This window comes from Flavobacterium limnophilum, from assembly GCF_027111315.2.
GTDB classification, from domain to species: domain Bacteria; phylum Bacteroidota; class Bacteroidia; order Flavobacteriales; family Flavobacteriaceae; genus Flavobacterium; species Flavobacterium limnophilum.
In genome coordinates this window covers 957,796-980,845 of sequence record NZ_CP114289.2, presented here as the reverse complement: position 1 = coordinate 980,845, position 23,050 = coordinate 957,796, and the positions used below count along the sequence as shown (strand labels likewise).

Sequence of the window (23,050 nt, the reverse complement as noted above, 5' to 3'; positions counted from 1 at the left end):
AATGTGACGACTCTGTTTGTCACGCTGTAAAGCGTCCCTGCTCTCGTGAGTAGCGACTCCTACGGAGTGACAAATAGCCATTTATTTTAGACTTTGCATATCATTTTTTGATTTTATTTGAATGACTTCCAAGTATTGTTACTTTCGTTGCAGTCTGGAAATACGTGATCTGGATCTAGAACAACACTTTCGATTTCTTCGGTAGAATTGAGTTTGAAAGTCCAATCTACATTTTTTTGCCAAATTTCCACCGGCAATTTTAATCGAGTCACTTTTCCGCTTTTTGTTTTAATGTCCATAATTACGGGCATCACCATTTTTTCGAAGTTTTCGATTGTGATTAAGGCTCCTAATTTTGGATTATTATCCACATATTTTACGGAATTGATTCCTTGGTCCAATCGCCAATTATGGACAAACCAACCACGCCAAAACCAGCTTAAATCTTCGCCGGCTACATTTTCGATAGTCCTGAAAAAATCATCGGGAGCCGGATGTTTGAAAGCCCAACGCTCAATGTAGGTTTTAAAAGCAAAATCGAATCGATCGGCACCCAAAATTTGCTCCCGCAACATTACCAATCCCGCTCCCGGCTTTGAATAACATAAAGTGCCAATATTGGCTTCCTTCATATTGTCAGGGGAACTCATAATGGTTTCCAAATCAGGATGCGTATATTTTAGTCCCAAGATATGCATGTCTGCAGGTTTTTCCGTGAATTCCCCTTGATTGAAATCGGCAGCGCTCAATGAATTGATAAAAGTGTTGAAACCCTCGTCCATCCAGGCAAACAATCGCTCGTTGGAACCCACAATCATTGGAAACCAAATATGTCCAAATTCGTGGTCAATAACACCAAACAAACTTTTGCCCTTGTCTTTGTAATCACAAAAAACAATACCGGGATATTCCATTCCGCCTACTATTCCGGCCACATTTGTAGCTGTTGGATAAGGATATTCAAACCATCTTTTCGAGTAATTTTCGATTACCGCCTTGGTAAATTCTGTTGAACGCCCCCAAGCTTCATTTCCGGCACTTTCAATAGGATAGGCAGAAATAGCCAATGATTTTTTGCCACTTGGCAAATTAATTCTAGCCGCGTCCAAAATGAATGAAGCCGAAGAAGCCCAAGAAACATCTCGAGAGTTCTTCATTTTGAAATGCCAAGTTTTATGGGTTTCGATAGTTTTATTGGCTGCAGCCAAAACCTCTTCTTTTGATCGAATAACCACCGTTTTGTCACTTTGCTTGGCTTGTGCCAAACTTTTTTGTTGGTCAACGGTATAAACTTCAGACGCATTGATTAATTCCCCGGAACAGACCACAAAATGATTGGAAGGTACCGTAATATCCACATCAAAATCACCATATTCCAGATAAAATTCTGAGGCTCCTTGATAAGGATTGGTGTTCCATCCAGCAATGTCGTCATAGACACACATTCGGGGATACCACTGGGCGATGGAGAAAATTTTGCCGTTTTTGGTTTCCAATATTCCCATTCGATCGGAACCTTCTTTGGGAGAAATGAATGAAAAATTAATTTTAATCGTAACGACTCCACCTCTAGATTTCAATTCTTGGGGAAGAAAAACCTGCATTCGGGTATCGTTGATTACATATTTAACCTCTTTTTCGGTTTCAATTCCCTTGATTGTAGTAACTATTTTTACCGATTTAATTTTGTGTCCACCATCAAAAATTTCGCCTTGAGCACCATTCCTGCTACCCGTTGTGGGAATTACGAAGTTACCTCTAGAATCATCTTTAAATAAATTTTGATCCAGAGACATCCACAAAAAAGACATCTTGTCTGGACTGTTATTGGTATAGGTTATACTAGCCGTTCCCGTAATTTCATTGTTTGTCTCATTTAATTTTGCCGACAGTTTATAATCTGCCTGGTTTTGCCAATATTCAAATCCCGGTTGACCGCTTGCCGAACGAGTGTTTGTCCCGTCTTTCGAATAAAAAAAAGGAGCGAATGGTTCGTGATAATCGTAATTTGAATTTTGTTTGTTTGCGGTTGAAATTGGAGCTTGTTGAGACCACAAGGATGAAATTCCCAACAAGAAAGTCAATTGCAAGATATATTTTAAGCGAATGTTTTTCATTTAATAAATTTTCTACAACAAATTAATAAAAAATAATCTTGACACTAGAAATAAACACTAGAATTTGACAAAATTTTAGTAATCCAATAATTCATCCTCTTTTTTTGTTCCAAATTAAATTTATGAAATACATTTACATCATCAAGAGTATTAAACTTAATTAGAATTATTTTGACTACAACAATTTCAAATTCGAATCTGACAGCGCAAATAAACCACTTTGGAGCTGAATTATTCTCATTAAAAAATCACGAGAATCAAGAATACATTTGGGAGGGAAATCCAGCGTTTTGGGGAAAGCATTCCCCTATTTTGTTTCCAATTGTTGGAACGCTGAAAAACAATTCCTACCATTATGAAGGAACAGAATACCAATTGTCGAGACACGGTTTTGCAAGAGACATGGAATTTAAATTGATTAAGCAATCGGAAAGTAGTGCCACATTTTCGTTAACTTCATCCGAGGAATCCCGTAAAGTCTATCCCTTTGATTTTGAGTTGCAAATTATTTATACTTTGGACGAAAACAAATTAATTATTGGGTACAATATCATCAATAACAACAATGGTGTAATGCCTTTTTCCATTGGAGCACATCCTGCATTTGCATTGCCAAAATCATTTGATGCATACGCTTTGGCATTTGAATATCCTGAAACTTTAACGAGTTTTGAACTTGAAAATGATTTACTTTCAGACAAATCAACAACCATCGAAATGATTGACAATCAAGTTTCGCTAGATTATTCATTGTTTGAAAAAGACGCCTTGATTTTTAAACGATTACAGTCTAAAAACATCACTGTTTTAGAAAACGACAAACCTTTGCTTCGTGTCCAGTTTGATGATTTTCCAAATCTAGGAATTTGGACAAAAAACAATGCTCCTTTTTTGTGCATTGAACCCTGGCTTGGCTATTCGGACACTGTTCATTCAACGGGAAATATTTTGGAAAAAGAAGGCATTCAACTCTTGGAAGCCAAAAAATCACTGCAATGTAATTTTAGCATTGAAATTCTATAAAATATGGTAAACATCAATTTCACTCCTTTCCCTAATCTCGAGACCGAACGTTTGCATTTGCGTCGCCTTGTGAAAGAAGATGTAAACGAAGTTTTTGCCCTTCGATCTGACAAGGAAGTCATGAAATACATTCCAAGACCACAGGTGAAAACCGAAGAAGATGCCTTGGAACATATCTCGATGATTGATGCAAAAATCGAAAACAACGAAGGGATAAATTGGGCTATTACTTTGAAAGACAATCCGAAACTAATAGGAATTATTGGTCATTACAGAATTAAACCAGAACATTTTAGAGCCGAAATTGGCTATATGCTTCTTCCAGAATATCACGGAAAAGGCATTATTGTTGAAGCCATAAAAGAAACCGTGAAATATGGCTTTGAAATAATGAAACTGCATTCTATTGAAGCTGTCATTGACCCGGAAAACCTTGCATCGGAGAGAGCCTTGCAAAAAAGTGGTTTTGTCAAGGAAGCCCATTTAAAAGAAAATGAATATTATGAAGGCCGTTTTTTGGACACGGTCATTTATTCTATTTTGAATACTCACTAATTTTCCAAATTCCTTAATTCAATTATTTCTATATTTGCCGCCGAAAGGGCATAATTAGTAATCAAAACCACACAGCTACATACCAATCTTATGAAAAAAATCTTCCTTTTTTCTTTTCTATTCATTTCAATTTGTTCCCAATCTCAAACGTATATAAAAGGTAATGCCGTAACAGCCTTGGTGTTAATTCCAAATGTGGGAATTGAAACCAGTATTGGAAAAAAATTCACTTTTCAAGCTGACGTTATGGCTTCTTTTTGGGAATCATTTAATGGTCATCACCCAATGAAATTTTATTCTTTAATTGCAGAAGTTCGTTATCATTTTCATGAAAAATACAATGGCTTTTATTTTGGAGGACATGCTGGAGCTGATCGGTATCAACTACAAAAATGGAACTATTGGGATACTAATAAGTACGAAGATGGTTTTGGGTACAAATTTGGAGGAACAATTGGATACGAGAAAAAACTAAATGATAGATTAATGCTGGATTTCTTTGTAGGAGGTGGTTGGCATCAAGGATACTATCATGGACACTATAATGACGGAACTCCAGGCAGGTATGACAAAGCCGAACATTGGAATATAAGCGGTGATTGGTTGCCATATAGGGGAGGAATTATGATTTCCTACCGTTTAAATTAGACTTTAAGTTTCGGAATAGTTCGTATATACAATTCTTCCACTTTTTTTCTGGCCCAATCTGTTTTTCTCAAGAAAGTCAAACTTGATTTTATACTTGGATTATCGGTAAAACATTTGATTTTTATCAATTCCGACAAAGTATCGAATCCATAATAATCGACCAATTGTTCCAAAATTTTTTGTAACGTCATTCCGTGAAGCGGATCTTTTGATTTCGGTTTTTCCATCTTGCAAATTTATGGCATTTTTATATATTTCTTTGGTGTTTCAGTCATTTGTGTCTACATTTGCCTTCCAATGCAAAAAACAGTAAACATACTCAACAAAAGAGCTCGATTCGATTACGAGATAATCGAAAAATTCACGGCTGGAATCGTTTTGGCCGGAACCGAAATAAAATCCATACGGTTGGGAAAGGCAAATATAACCGAGAGTTTCTGCGAATTCAGCGGAACTGAACTTTTTGCCATCAATACCTATATCGAAGAATATGCTTTTGGCAACCAATTCAACCACAAAGCCAGAAGCGAACGTAAACTTTTACTGAACAAAAGAGAGCTAAAAGGACTGGCTAGAAGTGTTCAAGCCAAAGGTTTGACCATTGTTCCCTTGAGATTGTTTACCAATGAAAAAGGAATGGCAAAACTTGAAATTGGACTTTGCAAAGGAAAGAAAACCTACGATAAACGCGAATCGTTAAAAGAACAAGACACCAAACGAGACCTGGACAGGATAAAAAAATCTTTCTAGAATTATTAAAATTTTTAACAGGAATTAATCTAGTCCTACTTTTTATTCCTACTTTTACGCTAATTAATAGCTAAACAAATTATAATTATGAAGAATTTTTTTATTGCATTGTCCTTGGTTTTTCTGGCAAGCTGCAGCAGCGGTACAACAATTGTAAGTAGCTGGAGAGATCCAGACACAACCAACGCAAAAGAAGAGTTTAAGAAAATAATGGTGGTCGCTTTGGTAAAAGACGAAGCTACAAGAAGAACTACAGAAAATAGAATTGCCTCAATAGGACCTAAATTTCATTCTTCGTATGCTTTATTGAATGGAACTAATTTAGGACTCACCAAAGAGCAAAAATTAAAAATTCTTCAAGACGAAAATTATGATGCGGTAATTAGTATGCGTTTAGTGGATACCCAAAAAGAAACCGATTATGTTCCTGGAACAAATACTTCAATTTATTACGGAGGTATGGGTTATGGTGGAATGTATGGATACGGCTATGGTTTTGGTAACTGGTACGGAATGTATTCTCCAATGTATTATGATCCAGGTTATTACCAAGAAACCACTTATTATATGGTTGAAACCAATGTTTTTTCGTTGAAAGCCAACAAATTAATTTGGACAGGAACTACAAAATCTGCAAATACCAGCACTCAAGATTTGGGATTATTGGTAGATAGCATCATAGCTACTGTTATGGTTGAAATGAAAAAAGACGGATTTATTCCAAAAAAATAATTTCAAAAACATTGAAGATACAGACCTTTTAAGTCATTTTATATCTCCCAATAAAAAATAACTCTTAAAATTTTAGGAGTTATTTTTTTTATCCAAAATATATGACTAAATTTGTCAAGACAATTAAAAACATATTAAAATGAAAACACTACTCAAAAAAGCAAGAGAGCAAAAAGGACTAAAGACAAGAGAAGTGGCTCAAATTCTAGGAATCGACCAAGCATTAATCAGCAAATTCGAAAACGGTTCCAGAAAACCAACGAAAGATCAAATAGTCAAATTAGCTTCTTTACTAGAAATTGACTTTGAAACATTGATGGTGGCTTGGCTCAAAGAAAAAATACTTTATGAAATCGGCCATGATGAATTTGCCTTAAAAGCGATGAATATGGTTTGCGAAGAGATTGAAAGCAGCTATGTTGCCGTAAAAAAATCAATTTCAAAAAACTTATTGTCTATCCTTAATGAAATAGATGCCCTGAAAGCAAAATTGGATCAATTTCGCCAGTTTGACAGCTATAGAATTGCTCAAGCATTGGAACTGGAATACACTTTTGAGAGCAACCGTATCGAAGGAAATACAATGACGCTTCGCGAGACTGATTTGGTCATCAACGAAGGTTTGACCATATCTGGGAAAAGTATGCGGGAACACCTTGAAGTAATCAATCATCAGGAAGCCATTGCCTATATCAAACATTTGATGAACAAACAAACTTCCTTGAATGAGCGAGAAGTTTTGTCTATTCACAACTTGATTCTTCGCGGAATAAATCCCGAAGATGCCGGCAGATATCGTCGTGTGCAAGTGATGATAAAAGGAAGCTCATTTATGCCGCCTCAACCATTCTTGGTTTCCAAGGAAATGGAAGATTTTTTCATTTGGTATGAAACCAATAAAAACAGTTTACATCCAATAGTTTTGGCTGCAGAACTTCACGAGCGTTTGGTTACCATTCATCCATTTATCGATGGAAATGGAAGAACTTCTCGATTGGTAATGAACCTAATTCTGTTGCAAAATGGCTATGTAATTGCCAACATAAAAGGCGATTACGAAAACCGAATGCAATATTACAATGCATTGGAAACCGCCCAGACTAAAAACGACAAAGAGGATTTTCTCTTGTTTATTGCCCAAATCGAGAAAGAAAGTTTGGAGCGTTATCTAGCAATCATTGGTCAATAAAAATCCCGCAATTGCGGGATTTCTTCAATTAAATTTTACTGGTTTTGTGTAAAAGATAAATATTTAAAACCATTAAGTGAATTAAGAAAGTTAAGGCTACTGCAAATCTTGATTTTCTTAACTCACTTAATGGTTAAAAAAATACTCCTACTATTTCAAGTAGAATATTTAATTTTTATTCTCCAATAAAGGCACGAATTTAAAATCTCCAAATTCGTGTTTCTCAAACTGGGTTTCATTTTTTCTGATTAACAAAGTCATTATTTGATTTTCTTCGCCAAGTGGAATCACCAGTCTTCCTCCTATTTTGAGTTGTGCCATCAAGGCTTGCGGAATTATTGGCGCACCGGCCGTAACAATAATACTGTCAAAAGGAGCGTGATTGGGCAAACCTTTATAACCATCTCCAAAAGAAAGATGCTTGGGTCTAATGCCTAATTTTGGCAATAAAATAGAGGTTTGCTTGAACAACTCATTTTGTCTTTCCACACTAAAAACCTTCGCTCCCATCATACATAAAACGGCAGTTTGATAACCCGAACCGGTTCCTATTTCGAGAATTTTATGATCCTTTTTCACTTCCAATAATTGGCTTTGAAAAGCCACAGTGTAAGGTTGTGAAATGGTTTGTCCTGCTCCAATAGGAAAAGCCTTGTCTTGATAAGCATAATCCGCAAAACTGGAGTTTAAAAAAAGATGCCTTGGAATTTTATTAATGGCTTCCAAAACGCTCTTGTCAACAATACCTTTCTCTTTCAAAAGGCTTACTAATTGATTACGAAGTCCTTGATGTTTGGCAGTATCTTTCAAATTTTTGGATAATTTATTTTGGTAAAAATAAGAAAGTAATTGCTATTTTAAATAGTGAATTTTAATTTTTAAATTCATAAATATTTATTGATTATAAATTATCAATTGTTAAATAATTGCTATTTTTGTTAAAAATACATTTTATGTTAAGAGTAGGAGTTTTAGGTGCGGGGCATCTTGGAAAAATACATTTACGATTATTACAACAATCTGAAAAATACGAATTAGTTGGTTTTTACGACGAAAACCAAGAAAATGGAGAGAAAGTAGCCAAAGAATTTGGATACAAACAGTTCTCCACAATAGCCAGTTTAATACACGCTGTTGATGTTATCGACATCGTCACCCCCACCCTTTCCCATTACAAATGTGCCAAAGTTTCCATCAAATCGGGCAAACACGTTTTTATAGAAAAACCTATTTCAAATACCGTTGCCGAAGCCGAAGAAATTATTGCCTTGGCCAATGAATACAATGTAAAAGGTCAAGTAGGTCACGTCGAAAGATTTAATCCTGCGTTCAAAGCAACAAAGGATATGATTGAAAATCCAATGTTTATTGAAACGCATCGTTTGGCCGAATTCAATCCTCGTGGCACTGATGTTCCCGTAGTTTTAGACTTGATGATTCACGATATCGATGCGATTTTGAGCGTTGTCAATTCCAAAGTGAAAGACGTTCACGCCAGTGGAGTTTCTGTTATTAGTGAAACTCCCGATATTGCCAATGCCCGAATTGAATTCGAAAATGGTTGTGTGGCTAATTTAACTGCGAGCCGAATTTCCTTGAAAAATATGCGTAAATCGCGTTTCTTTCAAAAAGACGCTTACATATCGGTAGATTTCTTGGAGAAAAAATGCGAGGTTGTAAAAATGAAAGACGCTCCAGAAATCCCCGGCGATTTTGACATTATTCTACAAAATGCAGAAGGCGTAAAAAAACAAATCTACTTTTCGAATCCCGACGTGGAGCAAAACAACGCCATCTTGGATGAATTGGAATCCTTTGCCGATGCCATTAATAATGACACTACTCCTATCGTAACTTTGGAACAAGCCACGGAAGCTTTGAGAGTGGCATATCAAATTATTGATTGTTTCAAGAAGTAAGTAAAATTCATTTAGAGTTTAAGTTTTAAAATTTCACACGAGAACTTTAAAACTTAAACTCTAAATTTTTAAACCAAATACAATGAAAATAATAGCCGTTATCGGGGCAGGAACAATGGGCAATGGCATTGCGCATACTTTTGCACAAAGTGGTTTCACCGTAAAACTGATTGATGTTTCCGAGAAAGCTTTAGACAAAGGAATGGCGACTATTTTTGCCAACTTAGACCGAATGGTGGCCAAAGGAACCATTTCTAAGGAAGACAAATTCAAAACCTTAAATAACATTATTACCTATACCGATATTGAAGACGGTGTTGTAGGCGTGGATTTGGTTGTCGAAGCAGCCTCTGAAAATGTGGAATTAAAGCTGAATATCTTCAAGAAATTGAATGAATTTTGTTCGCACAATACCATTTTTGCTACCAATACTTCTTCTATTTCCATCACTCAAATTGGAGCTATCGTGGCTCATCCGGAACGTGTTATCGGGATGCACTTTATGAATCCCGTTCCTTTAATGCCTTTGGTGGAAGTGATTCGCGGTAACAAAACGAGTGATGAAGTGACCAAAATCATTATGACTTTAGCCGAAAAATTGGGTAAAACTCCCGTTGAAGTCAACGATTTTCCCGGTTTTGTCACCAACCGAATTTTGATGCCGATGATCAACGAATCGATCGAAACCTTGGACAACAAAGTGGCTGGCGTTTATGAAATCGACACCGTGATGAAACTTGGAATGGGACACCCAATGGGGCCTTTACAATTAGCTGATTTTATTGGTCTTGATGTATGTTTGGCAATCCTTAACGTAATGCACGATGGGTTCAAAAATCCGAAATATGCCCCTTGTCCTTTATTGGTCAATATGGTTCGCGCCGGAAAATTGGGAGTGAAATCTGGAGAAGGTTTTTATGATTATAGTAAAAGCAAGAAAGCGGAAAAAGTTTCGAAACAGTTTAATTAAAGTTATGAAAAAACTCATTTTTATTTTTATAGCTTTCCAATCCTTTTCGATGAGAGCTGATACAATTACAAATTGGCAGCTGTACAAGGACAACAAAATTTTATTCAAAAGTAATGAATTTGAAAAAACTTCAAAAATTGGTATTATACATTTCAACGATAATTTTAAAAGTTTAAATTTTAATATTTTCTATGATTTTTTTGGTGATAAAACGTTTAAGAAAATTGAATTTATTGTCGAAAATAAAATGATTCTATCCCTTACTGATAATAATGATGCTCGCTTAAGTTTTAACATCAAAAAAGAAAAATTAAATCTATTATTCGAAAAATATAAAAATGTAGAAATAGTATTAAAATATTACGACAAAATAAATCCCAAAGGAATTATAATTGGACGATTAAAAATTAAATCTTGAAATGTCAATAGCACAAAACCTCCTCAAAATAAAATCCTCTTTACCATCAACCGTAACTCTTGTTGCTGTTTCTAAAACCAAACCTATTCCCGATTTGAAGGAAGCTTATGATGCAGGTCAACGCATTTTTGGCGAAAACAAAATCCAGGAAATGGCCGAAAAATGGGAAGCGATGCCAAAAGACATTCAATGGCATATGATTGGTCACGTCCAGACGAACAAGGTGAAATTTATGGCACAATTTGTGAACTTGATTCACGGCGTGGATAGTTTGAAATTATTGGAAGAAATCAACAAACAAGCCCAAAAAAACAATAGAATTATTGATTGTTTATTGCAAATTTATATTGCCGAAGAAGAAACAAAATTTGGTCTTGATGAAGAAGAGCTCAACGAGATTCTGGCTTCCTCAGCATTCAAGGAAATGAAAAACATTCGAATCGTTGGATTAATGGGAATGGCGACTTTTACGGAAAACCAAAACCAAATCAAGAAAGAATTCACGCATTTGAAAACGATTTTCGACAAGCTACAACCTCTGAACACTGAAAACTGCCAACTGAACACTATCTCGATGGGAATGTCAGGCGATTATCAACTTGCAATTGAATGCGGAAGTACGATGGTTCGAATAGGAAGTAGTATCTTTGGGGGACGATAAATTTCAAAGGCAATTTGACTCTATTAATGATGAGATTCCTACGGAATGACAAACTGAAAATGAACACTAATTCCGACAGCTATCGGAACTGAACACCGAACACTTATTTTGTACGCAATACTCGACATAGAAACCACTGGAGGACAATTCAACGAAGAAGGAATAACGGAAATTGCCATTTATAAATTTGATGGCCACGAAATCGTGGACCAATTCATCAGTTTGGTCAATCCTGAAATCCCGATTCAACCGTTTGTGGTCAAATTGACAGGCATTAATAACGCAATGTTGCGCTCGGCTCCAAAGTTTTTTGAAGTGGCCAAGCGCATTATCGAAATGACGAACGATTGTGTTCTTGTAGCCCACAATGCCGATTTTGATTATCGAATTCTGCGCACTGAATTTCGACGTTTGGGCTATGATTTTAATGTTAAAACGCTTTGCACGGTCGAATTATCCAAAAATTTATTGCCCGAGCAACCTTCGCATAGTTTGGGAAAACTGGTTCGTGCTTTGGGAATTCCAATGGCGGACAGACATCGCGCCAGTGGAGACGCCATGGCAACCGTAAAGTTGTTCAAAATGCTTTTGGACAAAGATTTGAATAAAGAAATTGTCAAAGAACTCATCAAGTTTGAAATTCAAAAAGGAATTGCTCCCAAATTGATGGATATCGTCGAGAGTTTGCCATCAAAAACAGGAGTTTATTATATTCATCGAGAAGACGGAAGCCTTATATTCATTGGCAAAAGCCGAAACATTCGAAAAAGGGTCAATCAGCATTTTACGGGAATCACCAAAAGTGCCAAGAAAATCCAGAACGAAGTTTTTACCGTGACTTATGAAGAAACGGGAAGCGAATTGATTGCCCTTTTGAAAGAATCCGAAGAAATCAAAATTCATAGACCGATTTATAATCGAATGTCGCCAAAAAGCAATTTTTCCTGGGCAATTTATGCCGAAAAAGATGCCAACGGTTACCTGAATTTAAAGTTGCAAAAAGCGGACAGAAGGAAAAAAGAAATAAAATCATACACTTCACAGCAAGAAGGAAAAGAGGCGCTGTTTCGCATCAGTTCCCATTATAATCTATGTCAAAAACTGACCGGTTTATATGAAACCAAAACGCATTGTTTTCAGCACACCATCAACGAATGCGACGGTGCTTGCGTTGGAAAAATCTCCGCTTTGGAATACAACGAACGTGTCCAAGCCTTTATAGAAAAGAATTTGTTCGACAATAAAACTTTGGCAATTCTCGACAGAGGCCGCTCGATTACAGAGCGCAGCGTCATTTTTGTAGAAAAAGGCGTTTATAAAGGATATGCCTTTTACGATTTGAATTACCAAATCAACACCATCGAGATTTTAAGAAACATCATCACGCCAATGCCAAGCAATCGCGATACTCGAAACAGTATTCAAAGTTATATGCGAAAGTCAAAAACAATCAAGATTATAAATTTTTAATTTATATTTGACATTATGCGCAAACCAAAATCACAACTTAACCTTCTCAGGCAAAGAATCCATATCATCATTTATGGTACAAATACTGTAGCTGGAAGATTATTCGACCTGATTCTTTTAGGCCTGATTCTCTTGAGCGTCTTTTTGGTAATGCTGGAAACCGTAAAAGGATTTGATGCCAAATACCACCAAATACTCATCGTTCTCGAATGGATTATCACCGGTTTTTTCACCCTCGAATACTTGCTGCGAATCGCCACCACCAATAGACCCCGAAAATACATTTTCAGTTTCTTTGGCATCATCGATTTACTGGCCATTTTGCCAATGTATTTATCTCTTTTCTTTTTTGGTTCAAAAGTTTTTTCAACTATTCGCGCCCTTAGATTATTGCGATTATTCAAAATATTAAATCATCCAAAATTCACGGGACAATCACTTCATTTGTTAAATGCGCTAAAAGCCAGCCGAGGAAAAATCACTGTTTTTCTCTATTTTGTCCTCATTAGCACCATCATTATTGGCTCGATAATGTACGTTGTCGAAGGCGAAGAAAACGGATTTACCAGCATCCCGATGAGTATTTATTGGACCATCGTGACCTTGACAACCGTGGGTTATGGCGACATTTCGCCCGGAACACCTTTGGGACAATTCATCGCTTCGTTAGTCATGATTTTGGGTTACGGAATCATTGCCGTTCCCACTGGAATTGTAACCGCTGAATTTACCAGAGCCGCCAAAAAAATTGATGCCGATAAAAATCCTTGCAAAAATTGTGGTACCGAAGATCATCTTGAAAATGCAAAATTTTGCCATCATTGCGGACATAGTTTAGAACATAAATAAGAAGCCAATCCAGCTGTACACTGCAACTCCTCGTTGTTCAAGTTGTTTTTCCAAGGCATAAAAGGAGCTTCCGTTGGTCGCTCTTTTACACCAGGAAAAACTAACTTTCACCACTGCGGGGTTTCCGTTTCCATCTGGGCTAAAAAAAATATGAAATACTTAATTACCATCGTCGGACCAACAGCCATAGGAAAAACTTCCTTGAGCATTGTTTTGGCGCAACATTTCAATTGCGACATCATTTCCTGCGACAGCCGACAATTTTTCAAGGAAATGCAAATTGGCACCGCCGTTCCCACAACCGAAGAATTGGCAGGAGCTCAACATCATTTCATACAAAACAAATCGATTTTAGAGAATTATACTGTTGGCGATTTCGAAAAAGAAGCCATTGCCAAACTAGACGAATTGTTTCTAACCAATGATTATGCAGTTATGGTTGGCGGTTCCGGGTTGTATGTCGATGCCGTTTTGAAAGGCTTTGACGATTTTCCCGAAATTGAGGCTTCGGTTCGGGAAGAAGTCACTTCCAACTATGAAAAATCAGGAATCGAATATTTGCAAACCGAATTAGAAAAACGAGATCCAAAATATTTTGAAGTCGTTGCCAAAGAAAATCCACAACGAATGATGCGCGCCTTGGAAGTTTGTATCGGAACTGGAAAACCTTATTCTTCGTTTCTAAACCTAAAAAAAAACACTCGCAACTTCACTCCCATCCTCATTGGTTTGGAAGCCGAAAGAAGCGTGATTTACGACAGAATCAACCAGCGCGTGGATATTATGATTAGCGAAGGTTTGTTGGCGGAAGCCAAAGATTTATTTCCACACAAAAACTTGAATGCGTTGCAAACGGTGGGTTACCGAGAATTGTTCAGCTATTTTGAAGGTGAAATATCCTTGGAATTTGCCATCGAAGAAATCAAAAAAAACACCAGACGATTTGCCAAAAGACAACTCACCTGGTTCAAAAGAAATGAAGAAACAAAGTGGTTTGATTATTTGACGGATAGAAAAAAAATTATAGAATTCGTGAAATTAAAAACGCAAACTTCTTACAAATAAGTATATCTTTAGCCAACTTTAATTCATTTGAAATGAAACGAATAACGCTTATTCTTTGCATTCTCTTTTCCCTAATTTCTTGCGAAATTCAATACGATGGTGAAACCAAAATCGTAGTTACAGGAAAAATTATCGATCAAAATGGAAATCCAATTCCTGAAAAAAATATTGATATTACAATCTATAGTGATGATATGTACACCCCAAGTGATTTAATTTCCTATGGAAAATCCGACCAAAACGGAAATTTTACTTTGATTTTTCCAGCCCCAAAAGTAGATTATAAATTTTCGGTCTCCATTAATAATCTAATCAATCAAACGAGCGAATTTCAGGCTAAAGAGATAATTGCAAAGAAAATTAATTTCGAAAACTACAAGTTGGATTTAGATAAAATCACCTTATATAAAAGAGAATCCATTACAACTCTCAAGTTAATTTTAAATCACACTTCTACAAACAAGCAATTAAAGGACATCGAAATAGAAGGAAAACAGGCCAATAGTTATATTGACTTAAATCCATTACAAAACAATTCGGATTATTTAAACACCTATTATTCTGTAGTAAAAAACCAAACCATTCTCTTAAAATACACAATCATAGATCATTCAAATGCTGCCACACCTACTGCTCATAGCATCTCTATTCCCATAATCAATGATGCCGTAACCTATACAATTACCTACTAGTTATGAAATATAGCCTTTTCTTAATTTTATTCTGCCTGAAAATGTCGTATGGGCAAGAAAAAACTAAAACTTCCTTGGCTTTTAAACCAGAATTTAATCTCTATGCCATAGCTCCAATTAATTTTGGAGACAATTATTTAGCAAAAGCCAATAAACCCCATATTGGAATAGGCATAAATTTCAACTTTATTCAGGTCCAACATTTTAAACTGGGAATGGGGTACGATTTTATTAGTTATTCCATAACAGACGTTTCCAAAGCCGGAAATATTGGAAGTAGCCGATATAATTCTGTTTATGGACTCTTGGGATATGAAATCAAACTTTCAAATGAAATTTATTTACAGCCCTATTTGGGTTTTGGTTCCGTAAAATTAAATTTTAAATCTGGAAACAAAAGTTTTGGACATCAAACAGGAAATGATTTTAGAATTGGATTCAACGTTGATTATAAATTAGACAAAACCATTTCAGCTTTTGCCGGATTGGGCTATGTCTCCACAGGTTACAACATCAATACTGCTCCAGAATATGTCTCTTTTTATGACAATTCTAAAATGCTCCAAATAAATATTGGATTAAAAATAAATTAAAATAATTCAGCACAATAAAATAGTACTAAAATGCCCATTTCACCTAACTTCACTTCCATATTCAGCAAAGATTGGGAGATTAATTTCACCCAATGTCTTCCCAACGGCTATTTAAAATACACGGATTTGTGCAACATTTTGCAGTTAACTGCTGCGGCTCATTCTGAAGTGGGTGGCATCAGTTTTTCGGATATGCAGGAATTCAATCAGGCTTGGGTTTTGAGCCGAATGCGTGTTGAAATCAAGGAATTACCCCAATGGAAAGACGTCGTGACGGTAAAAACCTGGATCAACACACTAGAAAATTCTCGTTCGGTTCGTGCTTTGGAATTGTATGTCAACGGCAAGAAAATGGTAGGCTGCGAAACTTTTTGGGCGGTTTTCAACACTAAAATAAGAAGACCGGAAGCCTTGGCTTTACCATTTGAACATTTTGAATTGTATCCAGACCAGAAAGCAACCGAAAAGCCTTTCTCCAAAATCAACTTTAACAGCGAAACCGAAATGGTCTTCGAAAAAACTGTGGCGCTTTCGGATTTAGACATTGTCAACCACGTGAACAATGTGAAATATTTGGAATGGTGCTTGGATTTTTTGGACGTAGAATTGATTTTAAATCAAAAAATTGAAAGTTTTGAAATGAATTTCTTGAAGGAATTATCATTAAAAGACCAAGTGGCCATTCACGAAAATTTGAATAAGGATTCCATGATTTTCAGCATTACCAAAGACGATAAAACCTGTTTTGCTTTGCAATTGAACTTGGAATAATATTTTAATCTTAATCATACCATTATGAAAATTGCTTTTAGAACGATTGCATTTACAATCTCATTTCTGTTTTGCAACTTTTCGGTTTTATTTTCTCAACAACATAAAGCGAATTTAAATAAAGACTTGGTTTTTAAAGGGAATTACATTATTTACAAAGGTAAAAAAATTGAACTTGGGCCAAACTCCTTTTTTATCGACGGACAACTTTCGAATGAAGAAACCGCAAAATACAAATATGTTTACAATTCGATAAACGAAGCATCCAAACATTTGACCAATGGAACCGAAGCTTCGCCAATGACCTTGTACATTGCGCCTTGGGTGTATTGGATTGACAATCCAGATGATCCTGAAATTCGTTTGCCAAAAAACATTGGCGGAACTCCTTTCGGACTCGAAATCAGCTGTGAATGGTTGCGTTTTCAAGGATTGTCGGATGATGCCCAGGATGTAGTTTTGGCTTGTAACCGTGGACAAACCATTGGAGCCAAAGGCAATTTCACGATGTTGAACATCAAGGGAGAAGGTGTCAACGCCGAAAACATCACATTTGGAAATTACTGCAATATTGACCTGATTTATCCTTTGAATCCAAAACTGAACCGAGAAAAACGAAGTTCGGCCATTGTACAAGGCCAACTCATTTTTTCGAATGGAGACAAAGTTTTGGCACGCAACACCCGATTTATGAGCCGCCTTAATCTTGGGCCTTTTTGGGGAAGCAAAAGAACCTTGTTTGACCGTTGCCATTTCGAATCGACGGACGATGCCTTGAACGGAACGGCAGTTTACCTCAATTGTACTTTTGGTATTTATTCCTCCAAACCTTTTGGTCACACTTCTGGAACAGGAGCGATTTTTCTGAATTGCGATATTCAATCTTTTACACGCGAAAAGCAATATTTTGTAAAAGGAAGCGGTTCGGTGGCTGCCATTGACACCCGATTTACAGCCCAAAATTTAGATTATATTGGCTGGCGAGAAATTCCTGATATCGAAGCGCGATACTATCAATACAATATTAATCTCAACAATAAACCAATAAAAATTAGCAATAATAATCCCAATACAACGGTTGATATGACAGGAAAAACGATACTCGATGCCTACCGTTTTGAATTCAACAATGCCGTTGTGTACAACACCTACAATTTATTGAGAGGAAATGATGATTGGGATCCAATGGGAATTAAAGCTGTCGTCGAAAAAGCCGAAAAAGAAACCGGAAATAACTACTCCACCATTCCAACTCAATTAATGGTAAAACCAACAAGACAAACCTTGGAAACAGGAAAAGACAATATTACATTAGAAGCCACGGTGAATCGTTTTGGCAATTATGAAGTTAAAGGCGAAAAAGTAGCTTGGAAAATAGCTCCAGAACATCAATCATTGGCGAAATTAGAAGTAAAAGAAGATGGAAAATGTGTAGTAATCCCGACAAATACTGGCAACGAAACCAAGGAAGTTATCATCACGGCTTCAACAGCATCAGGATTAGAAGCCGCCAGCGTGTTCCAAATTGCTCCTGCTTTTATTGCTCCGCCAACATTTTCAAATCTTCCCAAAATCAGTAAAATAAATGATGGAAAATTACAGCTAAACTATGCTTTGGATATGGCTTTTGAAGATGAATCGATCGTCAATTGGTATCGTTGTCGTGATTCAAAAGGCAGTGAACCCATTGAAATTGCCGTTTCACGATTGAAAAAACCTTTGAAAACCTACGAACTTTCATCTGGCGATGTTGGCTATTATATTATGGCAAGCGTCTCGCCAAAACATTTGAGATGCCAAGTGGGAACAGCAAAAACAGTAATCTTCAAGGATATAATTTCAAAAAAAGACATCAAAGAATCTAGTATTTTAGTTCCAAATTTGGAGAACATATCTGCAAAATACCAACCCGAAATTCTGCCCGGATTTTGGACACTCGACAGCTTTGCTCCTGCTGACACCAAGGAACACAATTGGGTTGAAGATAATAGTAGAGATCCTTGGTATTATGGAAGCGGCGTAAACGGTGCCGCCAATGATGTTGGTTTTGTTCAGGCTTCAAAAGGGGCTCGAATGCGTTATACTCCAATTGGAAACTCTTTTGGAGATATGAAAATTAGTTTCATTGCCGTTCCTTCCAAAACTGCCGGACAAGGATTTAGCAGCGCCAGAAGCCAATATATGGACATTGGCATCAAAATGGATACCAAAGAAATGAACGGTTATGCGCTTCGAATCATTCGTACCACAAAATACAGCGATGCCGTAGATTTTATTGCAATGAAATATGAAAATGGAGTAGCAACACCAATTAGAAAGTCCATCACCACTACTTGTTTTCGTCCCAATTGTATCATTTCTATTGAAGTAAAAAACAACAAACTCATAGTCCACGCTGAAAACAAGCTCGATTATTTTTCAGAAAACTATCCTTCCAATGTGGTCAAAACAGTAAATCTAGAAGCCGAAATTGCCCCAAATAATTTTGGAGGAATTAGCATTCAACACACAGGAACTATCGATGGTGGAGCGACTTTAATAAAAGATTTAAAGATGGAGTGGAAACCCTAAATCAAAAACAGTAAACAAATCAAAATAACATAAAGCAAAAAGGCTTCGATTTCTCGAAGCCTTTTCTATTTCAAACAATTGATTTATTTTTTAACCACCAATCTAAATCCTTCGCCATGAATGTTTAGGATTTCCACGTTTGGATCTAATTTGAGATATTTTCTTAATTTAGCGATATAAACGTCCATACTTCTGGAAGTGAAATAGTTGTCGTCTCTCCATATTTTGGTCAAGGCTAATTCTCTTGGCATCAAATCGTTTTCGTGAAGAATCAACATTTTTAATAATTCGTTTTCTTTTGGGGATAATTTTACTGGTTCTTCATCTCCAATTGACAAAAATCGAAGTTTTGAATTCAAATGAAATTTACCTACATTAAATTCAAACTGAACTGGTTCTGCTTGAGTTGTAGATGATTTTCTTTGAATAATAGCTCTGATTTTCATCAACAAAACCTCAGAGTCAAAGGGTTTGTTTAAATAATCATCGGCTCCAGCTTTATATCCTTTTAGCACATCTTCTTTCATGGATTTTGCCGTCAAGAAAATAATTGGCACTTCTTGATTTTTTTCCCTGATTTCTTTGGCCAAAGTATATCCGTCTTTATAGGGCATCATTACGTCCAAAATACACAAATCATAAGTGTCTTTTTTGAATTTTTCAAAGCCTTCCATTCCGTTTTTTGCCAAAGTGACATCAAAATCATTCAGCATCAAATAATCTTTTAGAACGGCTCCAAAATTCAAGTCATCTTCAACTAAAAGTATTCTTTTATTTACATTTTCCATATCTTAATTTATTAATGGTATTTTTATTATAAAGGTACTTCCCTTCCCCTTTTCACTTTCTACAAAAATTTGACCGTTATGGTCGTCTATTATTCTTTTTACATAAGCCAAGCCCAAACCGTGGCCTTTGACATCATGTAAATCTCCAGTATGTTCTCTATAAAATTTTTCGAAAACTCTTTTCTGGGCTATTTTACTCATCCCTACTCCATTGTCCTTCACCTTTATAATCAAGAAATCTTTTACGTTTTCCGTGAAAATTTCAATTTTCGGAATATTGGGCGAATACTTGATGGCATTCTCTAATATATTTACAATCACGTTAATAAAATGAACTTCATTTAGCAAAACACTGGTTCTAACAGCATTAAAATGTTTCGTTATTGACCCTTGTCTATCTTCCAAAATCAAACCTACATGTTCAATGGCATCATCAATAACCTCTTGAATATTTGTTGGTTCCTTGCTTATATCTAACTCTTTCTTTTCCAATTTTGAAATACGCAATACATTTTCCACTTGGGCATGCATTCGCTTATTCTCGTCCTTGATCATCTGGAGATATTTGAACACCTTTTCTTTGTCTTCGATAATCTTTGGATTTTTTATGGCATCCAAAGCCAAATTTATTGTTGCTATAGGCGTTTTAAACTCATGGGTCATATTGTTGATAAAATCGGATTTGATTTCAGAAATATGACGCTGGCGAATCAATTGATTCAGGGCGCTTGTATAAGCAATGATAATTATCAGCGTAAAAATGATGGACAACAATGTTATTCCCATTAATTCCGTAAGCAGGAACTTCTTTTTATGAGGAAATGAAACTAATAATTGATACTTGTTATTCCCCTCATTGTCAGAAAATATCGGAATGGAATAGGTACTGTTTTTATCATATCTAAACCCATCCGATTTTACTTTTGTGGCCAATCCGTTGCTGTAAATGCCAAACTCGAATTTAGTGTTAACGCCATATTCTTCCAATTGCATTTTCAACAACTTTTGCAAAGCCTCTTTTGTGACTCTTTCTTGCAGTGGCATTGTTGAAGCAATATCCTTAAAGAACATTTCAAACTGAGCATTGGCCAAAACATCCAAATTCCCAGATTTTTCAATCTTTACATCAGGGACCAATTTTTGCTGAATGCCCGAATTATCTATTTTATTGTTGTTGTAAACTTCGGTAACTCGCTTTGAATTGAAACTTTTGATTTTTACACTATCTAATTTTTTTCCAAAGAACGTGGAAGATATATCATAATCTTCAGATTTTATGCTGCTTGAATATACTGTTGTCGTATTCGTTTCATGATTCTTCTGAATATAATAAAACTCCAGTAAATCATCTTTTTGGGGAACTTTCCCCGTACTGTCCTTAAACTTGTTGTACTTGTCAATAAAAGTGAATGCTTCTTGCTGTTGGAGCTTGTCTGCCACATTACCAATGACCTGCTTAACATGATATTTAAACTGCTCGTCGTTATTTTGAAATGAGGTATTGAACCAATAAACTTGAACCAGAATTATCCCAATCAAGGACAAACTCATTAGTAGCACCAGTATTTTAAAAAACATTTTATTCATCGATACAAATTTAGCATTTTAACAGTATAAATAATAATAAATTAACCCAAGATTAACAAAATAGATTCAAACTAGGAATTCTTCAAAATTTTAAGAATTTTTCCCACTTCAATTTCCGTGATTTTGGGATCAATATTTTCGACAACAAAATCACTTTCGACAATGCGCTGATTGTCGTTCCATTGCATTTTTATTCTTTTCAAAACATTTTCACGACTGGTATTGTCGCGTTGAATCACTCTTTGAATCCTAGTTTCCAATGGTGCAGTGACTGTTATTATTTTGTCACAATTTTTATAACTCCCACTTTCAAATAAAATTGCAGCTTCGTAAATAATAAATGGAGCCTTGTTGTGGTTTGAAATCCAATTTGCGAAATGTTTTTTTACGGCAGGATGAATAATGCCATTGAGTAGTTTTAATTTTTCTGGATTATTGAATACAATTTCGGCCAGTTTTTGCCTGTTCAAAATTCCATTCTCAAAAATAGCTGTTCCAAAAGTTTGCTTGATTTCCTCAATAATTTCGGCTGATTGCATAATCTTTCTGGCTTCGTCATCGGCAATGTAAACAGGAACACCCGCTGCCATAAAATGATTGGCAATAGTGGTTTTTCCACTGCCAATGCCTCCCGTCAATCCAATTATTTTTGTCATGCTAATTTTTGAAAAACAACTCTGGAAAAGCCTCTTCCGGTTTTTGATTCAGAATGATGATTTTGATGAAGGATTCCAAAAAACCCGTTCCATAACCATAAAACTGTTTCCAAACCGCTTTGATTGACAATAAGCCAATTCTAAAACTTTTGTTCTGGTAAGTGGACACCAAAAAAAGTGCCAAAAAGTACACAAAATACAATTGAAGCAATAAATCATAATTAAAAATCAACAAAACCAACGCAAATGCAAATCCTATTATAAAAACAGTTGGAAAGAAAAAAGTGAGCTTGTTGTATTGAGGATACCAACTATTCAATATAGGTCTGGCTTTTCCAAATTTATTCACCTGAACCGTAAATTTAGCCCAGTCAATTCTTCTTTTGTGATAAACGAATGCTTTCGAGAAAAGTCTGGTTTCAAAACCCAAATTCCACAATCGGATAGACAAATCCGGGTCTTCTCCGGGATGAATATTCCCGAAACCTTTCGAAGCCTCAAAAGCTTTTCGAGACAATCCCATATTAAAACTTCGGGGTTGAAATTTATCTATTTTCTCCGACCCACCTCGAATTCCACCAGTCGTAAGAAAAGAAGTCATCGCAAAATTGATGGCTTTTTGAATATCCGAAAAACTATCCAAAGCTTTGTCAGGACCTCCAAAACAATCCACAAAATTGGCTGCCAACGCCTTGGAAACTTCAGTTAAATAATTTGGTGGAATAATGCAATCCGAATCGAAAATGATGAAATAATCTCCTTTCGCCTTTTTCATTCCATAATTTCTGGAATCTCCCGGCCCTGAATTTTCTTTGTAACAATACGACAAATGCAGTTTTCCCGCATACTTCCGAACCACGTCATCACAGCGCAAGGAAGAACCGTCTTCGATTATTACAACTTCAAAATTCTCGGTATAATCTTGTTGCGACAAACTCTCCAAAAGTTCATCCACTTCATCAGGACGATTGTAAACTGGTATGATTAAAGAAAACAACATAAAGGTATATTATAGGTGTAACACTT

24 protein-coding genes are annotated in these 23,050 nt (G+C 36.0%); 17 read left to right on the top strand and 7 right to left on the bottom strand.

Annotation, left to right across the window (positions count from 1 at the left end):
* Positions 1–113 precede the first annotated feature (113 nt).
* The gene (locus OZP13_RS03955; protein WP_269242486.1) at positions 114–2,117 is read right to left on the bottom strand and encodes a M1 family metallopeptidase; all 2,004 of its coding nucleotides are present in this window, start codon (positions 2,115–2,117) and stop codon (positions 114–116) included.
* Positions 2,118–2,288: 171 nt separating this feature from the next.
* On the opposite strand from OZP13_RS03955, the gene OZP13_RS03950 reads away from it, so the two are divergent.
* The 3 genes from OZP13_RS03950 to OZP13_RS03940 all read left to right on the top strand — a co-directional run bounded on the left by OZP13_RS03950 (position 2,289) and on the right by OZP13_RS03940 (position 4,343).
* Positions 2,289–3,140: an aldose 1-epimerase family protein gene (locus OZP13_RS03950; RefSeq protein WP_269242484.1), complete on the top strand. Its 852-nt coding sequence runs from the start codon at positions 2,289–2,291 to the stop codon at positions 3,138–3,140.
* Positions 3,141–3,143: 3 nt separating this feature from the next.
* Complete coding sequence (locus OZP13_RS03945; protein WP_281298740.1) at positions 3,144–3,695, top strand: GNAT family N-acetyltransferase; 552 nt, start codon at positions 3,144–3,146, stop codon at positions 3,693–3,695.
* Between the two features lie 90 nt (positions 3,696–3,785).
* Positions 3,786–4,343 (top strand): DUF3575 domain-containing protein, encoded by a 558-nt coding sequence (locus tag OZP13_RS03940; protein ID WP_281298739.1) that lies wholly within the window; start codon positions 3,786–3,788, stop codon positions 4,341–4,343.
* On the opposite strand, the gene OZP13_RS03935 is transcribed toward OZP13_RS03940, so the two are convergent.
* Complete coding sequence (locus tag OZP13_RS03935; RefSeq protein ID WP_281298738.1) at positions 4,340–4,570, bottom strand: VF530 family protein; 231 nt, start codon at positions 4,568–4,570, stop codon at positions 4,340–4,342. The genes OZP13_RS03940 and OZP13_RS03935 overlap by 4 nt on opposite strands.
* Positions 4,571–4,640: 70 nt before the next feature.
* Between OZP13_RS03935 and smpB the strand changes: the two genes are divergently transcribed.
* The 3 genes from smpB to OZP13_RS03920 all read left to right on the top strand — a co-directional run bounded on the left by smpB (position 4,641) and on the right by OZP13_RS03920 (position 7,014).
* Positions 4,641–5,093 (top strand): SsrA-binding protein SmpB, encoded by a 453-nt coding sequence (gene smpB / locus OZP13_RS03930; protein WP_269242483.1) that lies wholly within the window; start codon positions 4,641–4,643, stop codon positions 5,091–5,093.
* A gap of 87 nt (positions 5,094–5,180) precedes the next feature.
* Complete coding sequence (locus tag OZP13_RS03925) at positions 5,181–5,825, top strand: hypothetical protein (protein ID WP_269242482.1); 645 nt, start codon at positions 5,181–5,183, stop codon at positions 5,823–5,825.
* A 139-nt stretch (positions 5,826–5,964) separates the two neighbouring features.
* The gene (locus tag OZP13_RS03920; RefSeq protein ID WP_269242481.1) at positions 5,965–7,014 is read left to right on the top strand and encodes a Fic family protein; all 1,050 of its coding nucleotides are present in this window, start codon (positions 5,965–5,967) and stop codon (positions 7,012–7,014) included.
* A 168-nt stretch (positions 7,015–7,182) separates the two neighbouring features.
* Here OZP13_RS03920 and OZP13_RS03915 read toward each other — a convergent pair whose 3' ends face one another.
* Positions 7,183–7,824: a protein-L-isoaspartate(D-aspartate) O-methyltransferase gene (locus OZP13_RS03915; RefSeq protein ID WP_269242480.1), complete on the bottom strand. Its 642-nt coding sequence runs from the start codon at positions 7,822–7,824 to the stop codon at positions 7,183–7,185.
* 143 nt (positions 7,825–7,967) lie between these two features.
* On the opposite strand from OZP13_RS03915, the gene OZP13_RS03910 reads away from it, so the two are divergent.
* The 11 genes from OZP13_RS03910 to OZP13_RS03860 all read left to right on the top strand — a co-directional run bounded on the left by OZP13_RS03910 (position 7,968) and on the right by OZP13_RS03860 (position 18,993).
* Positions 7,968–8,933, top strand: coding sequence for a Gfo/Idh/MocA family protein (locus OZP13_RS03910; protein ID WP_269242479.1), 966 nt, complete (start codon positions 7,968–7,970; stop codon positions 8,931–8,933).
* A gap of 82 nt (positions 8,934–9,015) precedes the next feature.
* Positions 9,016–9,903: a 3-hydroxyacyl-CoA dehydrogenase family protein gene (locus OZP13_RS03905; protein WP_281298737.1), complete on the top strand. Its 888-nt coding sequence runs from the start codon at positions 9,016–9,018 to the stop codon at positions 9,901–9,903.
* A gap of 4 nt (positions 9,904–9,907) precedes the next feature.
* Positions 9,908–10,321 carry a hypothetical protein gene (locus tag OZP13_RS03900; RefSeq protein WP_269242478.1) on the top strand — a complete coding sequence of 138 codons (414 nt, stop codon included), beginning with the start codon at positions 9,908–9,910 and terminating at the stop codon, positions 10,319–10,321.
* A gap of 1 nt (position 10,322) precedes the next feature.
* Positions 10,323–10,982 carry a YggS family pyridoxal phosphate-dependent enzyme gene (locus OZP13_RS03895; protein WP_269242477.1) on the top strand — a complete coding sequence of 220 codons (660 nt, stop codon included), beginning with the start codon at positions 10,323–10,325 and terminating at the stop codon, positions 10,980–10,982.
* Positions 10,983–11,090: 108 nt separating this feature from the next.
* Positions 11,091–12,452: an exonuclease domain-containing protein gene (locus tag OZP13_RS03890; RefSeq protein WP_281298736.1), complete on the top strand. Its 1,362-nt coding sequence runs from the start codon at positions 11,091–11,093 to the stop codon at positions 12,450–12,452.
* Positions 12,453–12,467: 15 nt separating this feature from the next.
* The gene (locus OZP13_RS03885; protein ID WP_281298735.1) at positions 12,468–13,301 is read left to right on the top strand and encodes an ion transporter; all 834 of its coding nucleotides are present in this window, start codon (positions 12,468–12,470) and stop codon (positions 13,299–13,301) included.
* 150 nt (positions 13,302–13,451) lie between these two features.
* The gene (gene miaA / locus OZP13_RS03880) at positions 13,452–14,366 is read left to right on the top strand and encodes a tRNA (adenosine(37)-N6)-dimethylallyltransferase MiaA (protein WP_281298734.1); all 915 of its coding nucleotides are present in this window, start codon (positions 13,452–13,454) and stop codon (positions 14,364–14,366) included.
* Between the two features lie 32 nt (positions 14,367–14,398).
* Complete coding sequence (locus tag OZP13_RS03875) at positions 14,399–15,058, top strand: Ig-like domain-containing protein (RefSeq protein WP_269242475.1); 660 nt, start codon at positions 14,399–14,401, stop codon at positions 15,056–15,058.
* 2 nt (positions 15,059–15,060) lie between these two features.
* Complete coding sequence (locus OZP13_RS03870; RefSeq protein ID WP_281298733.1) at positions 15,061–15,651, top strand: outer membrane beta-barrel protein; 591 nt, start codon at positions 15,061–15,063, stop codon at positions 15,649–15,651.
* Between the two features lie 30 nt (positions 15,652–15,681).
* A complete protein-coding gene (locus OZP13_RS03865) occupies positions 15,682–16,422 on the top strand; it encodes an acyl-[acyl-carrier-protein] thioesterase (RefSeq protein ID WP_269242473.1) in 741 nt (246 codons plus the stop codon).
* A gap of 24 nt (positions 16,423–16,446) precedes the next feature.
* Complete coding sequence (locus OZP13_RS03860; RefSeq protein ID WP_281298732.1) at positions 16,447–18,993, top strand: hypothetical protein; 2,547 nt, start codon at positions 16,447–16,449, stop codon at positions 18,991–18,993.
* Between the two features lie 83 nt (positions 18,994–19,076).
* On the opposite strand, the gene OZP13_RS03855 is transcribed toward OZP13_RS03860, so the two are convergent.
* From OZP13_RS03855 to OZP13_RS03840, 4 genes are all read right to left on the bottom strand, one after another.
* Entirely contained in the window at positions 19,077–19,781 is a 705-nt protein-coding gene (locus OZP13_RS03855; protein ID WP_281298731.1) for a response regulator transcription factor, read from the bottom strand.
* A gap of 3 nt (positions 19,782–19,784) precedes the next feature.
* A complete protein-coding gene (locus OZP13_RS03850; RefSeq protein WP_281298730.1) occupies positions 19,785–21,368 on the bottom strand; it encodes a sensor histidine kinase in 1,584 nt (527 codons plus the stop codon).
* A 71-nt stretch (positions 21,369–21,439) separates the two neighbouring features.
* Positions 21,440–22,024: a dephospho-CoA kinase gene (gene coaE, locus OZP13_RS03845; RefSeq protein ID WP_269242469.1), complete on the bottom strand. Its 585-nt coding sequence runs from the start codon at positions 22,022–22,024 to the stop codon at positions 21,440–21,442.
* Position 22,025: 1 nt separating this feature from the next.
* The gene (locus tag OZP13_RS03840) at positions 22,026–23,024 is read right to left on the bottom strand and encodes a glycosyltransferase family 2 protein (RefSeq protein WP_281298729.1); all 999 of its coding nucleotides are present in this window, start codon (positions 23,022–23,024) and stop codon (positions 22,026–22,028) included.
* Positions 23,025–23,050: the final 26 nt, after the last annotated feature.

What these genes read in the sequence shown, in the direction of transcription:
- OZP13_RS03955 (WP_269242486.1), bottom strand. Translation starts at nt 2,117, where the DNA reads ATGAAAAACATTCGCTTAAAATATATCTTGCAATTGACTTTCTTGTTG.
- OZP13_RS03945 (WP_281298740.1), top strand. Translation starts at nt 3,144, where the DNA reads ATGGTAAACATCAATTTCACTCCTTTCCCTAATCTCGAGACCGAACGT.
- OZP13_RS03940 (WP_281298739.1), top strand. Translation starts at nt 3,786, where the DNA reads ATGAAAAAAATCTTCCTTTTTTCTTTTCTATTCATTTCAATTTGTTCC.
- OZP13_RS03935 (WP_281298738.1), bottom strand. Translation starts at nt 4,570, where the DNA reads ATGGAAAAACCGAAATCAAAAGATCCGCTTCACGGAATGACGTTACAA.
- smpB (WP_269242483.1), top strand. Translation starts at nt 4,641, where the DNA reads ATGCAAAAAACAGTAAACATACTCAACAAAAGAGCTCGATTCGATTAC.
- OZP13_RS03925 (WP_269242482.1), top strand. Translation starts at nt 5,181, where the DNA reads ATGAAGAATTTTTTTATTGCATTGTCCTTGGTTTTTCTGGCAAGCTGC.
- OZP13_RS03920 (WP_269242481.1), top strand. Translation starts at nt 5,965, where the DNA reads ATGAAAACACTACTCAAAAAAGCAAGAGAGCAAAAAGGACTAAAGACA.
- OZP13_RS03910 (WP_269242479.1), top strand. Translation starts at nt 7,968, where the DNA reads ATGTTAAGAGTAGGAGTTTTAGGTGCGGGGCATCTTGGAAAAATACAT.
- OZP13_RS03905 (WP_281298737.1), top strand. Translation starts at nt 9,016, where the DNA reads ATGAAAATAATAGCCGTTATCGGGGCAGGAACAATGGGCAATGGCATT.
- OZP13_RS03900 (WP_269242478.1), top strand. Translation starts at nt 9,908, where the DNA reads ATGAAAAAACTCATTTTTATTTTTATAGCTTTCCAATCCTTTTCGATG.
- OZP13_RS03895 (WP_269242477.1), top strand. Translation starts at nt 10,323, where the DNA reads ATGTCAATAGCACAAAACCTCCTCAAAATAAAATCCTCTTTACCATCA.
- OZP13_RS03885 (WP_281298735.1), top strand. Translation starts at nt 12,468, where the DNA reads ATGCGCAAACCAAAATCACAACTTAACCTTCTCAGGCAAAGAATCCAT.
- miaA (WP_281298734.1), top strand. Translation starts at nt 13,452, where the DNA reads ATGAAATACTTAATTACCATCGTCGGACCAACAGCCATAGGAAAAACT.
- OZP13_RS03875 (WP_269242475.1), top strand. Translation starts at nt 14,399, where the DNA reads ATGAAACGAATAACGCTTATTCTTTGCATTCTCTTTTCCCTAATTTCT.
- OZP13_RS03870 (WP_281298733.1), top strand. Translation starts at nt 15,061, where the DNA reads ATGAAATATAGCCTTTTCTTAATTTTATTCTGCCTGAAAATGTCGTAT.
- OZP13_RS03865 (WP_269242473.1), top strand. Translation starts at nt 15,682, where the DNA reads ATGCCCATTTCACCTAACTTCACTTCCATATTCAGCAAAGATTGGGAG.
- OZP13_RS03860 (WP_281298732.1), top strand. Translation starts at nt 16,447, where the DNA reads ATGAAAATTGCTTTTAGAACGATTGCATTTACAATCTCATTTCTGTTT.
- OZP13_RS03855 (WP_281298731.1), bottom strand. Translation starts at nt 19,781, where the DNA reads ATGGAAAATGTAAATAAAAGAATACTTTTAGTTGAAGATGACTTGAAT.
- OZP13_RS03850 (WP_281298730.1), bottom strand. Translation starts at nt 21,368, where the DNA reads ATGAATAAAATGTTTTTTAAAATACTGGTGCTACTAATGAGTTTGTCC.
- coaE (WP_269242469.1), bottom strand. Translation starts at nt 22,024, where the DNA reads ATGACAAAAATAATTGGATTGACGGGAGGCATTGGCAGTGGAAAAACC.
- OZP13_RS03840 (WP_281298729.1), bottom strand. Translation starts at nt 23,024, where the DNA reads ATGTTGTTTTCTTTAATCATACCAGTTTACAATCGTCCTGATGAAGTG.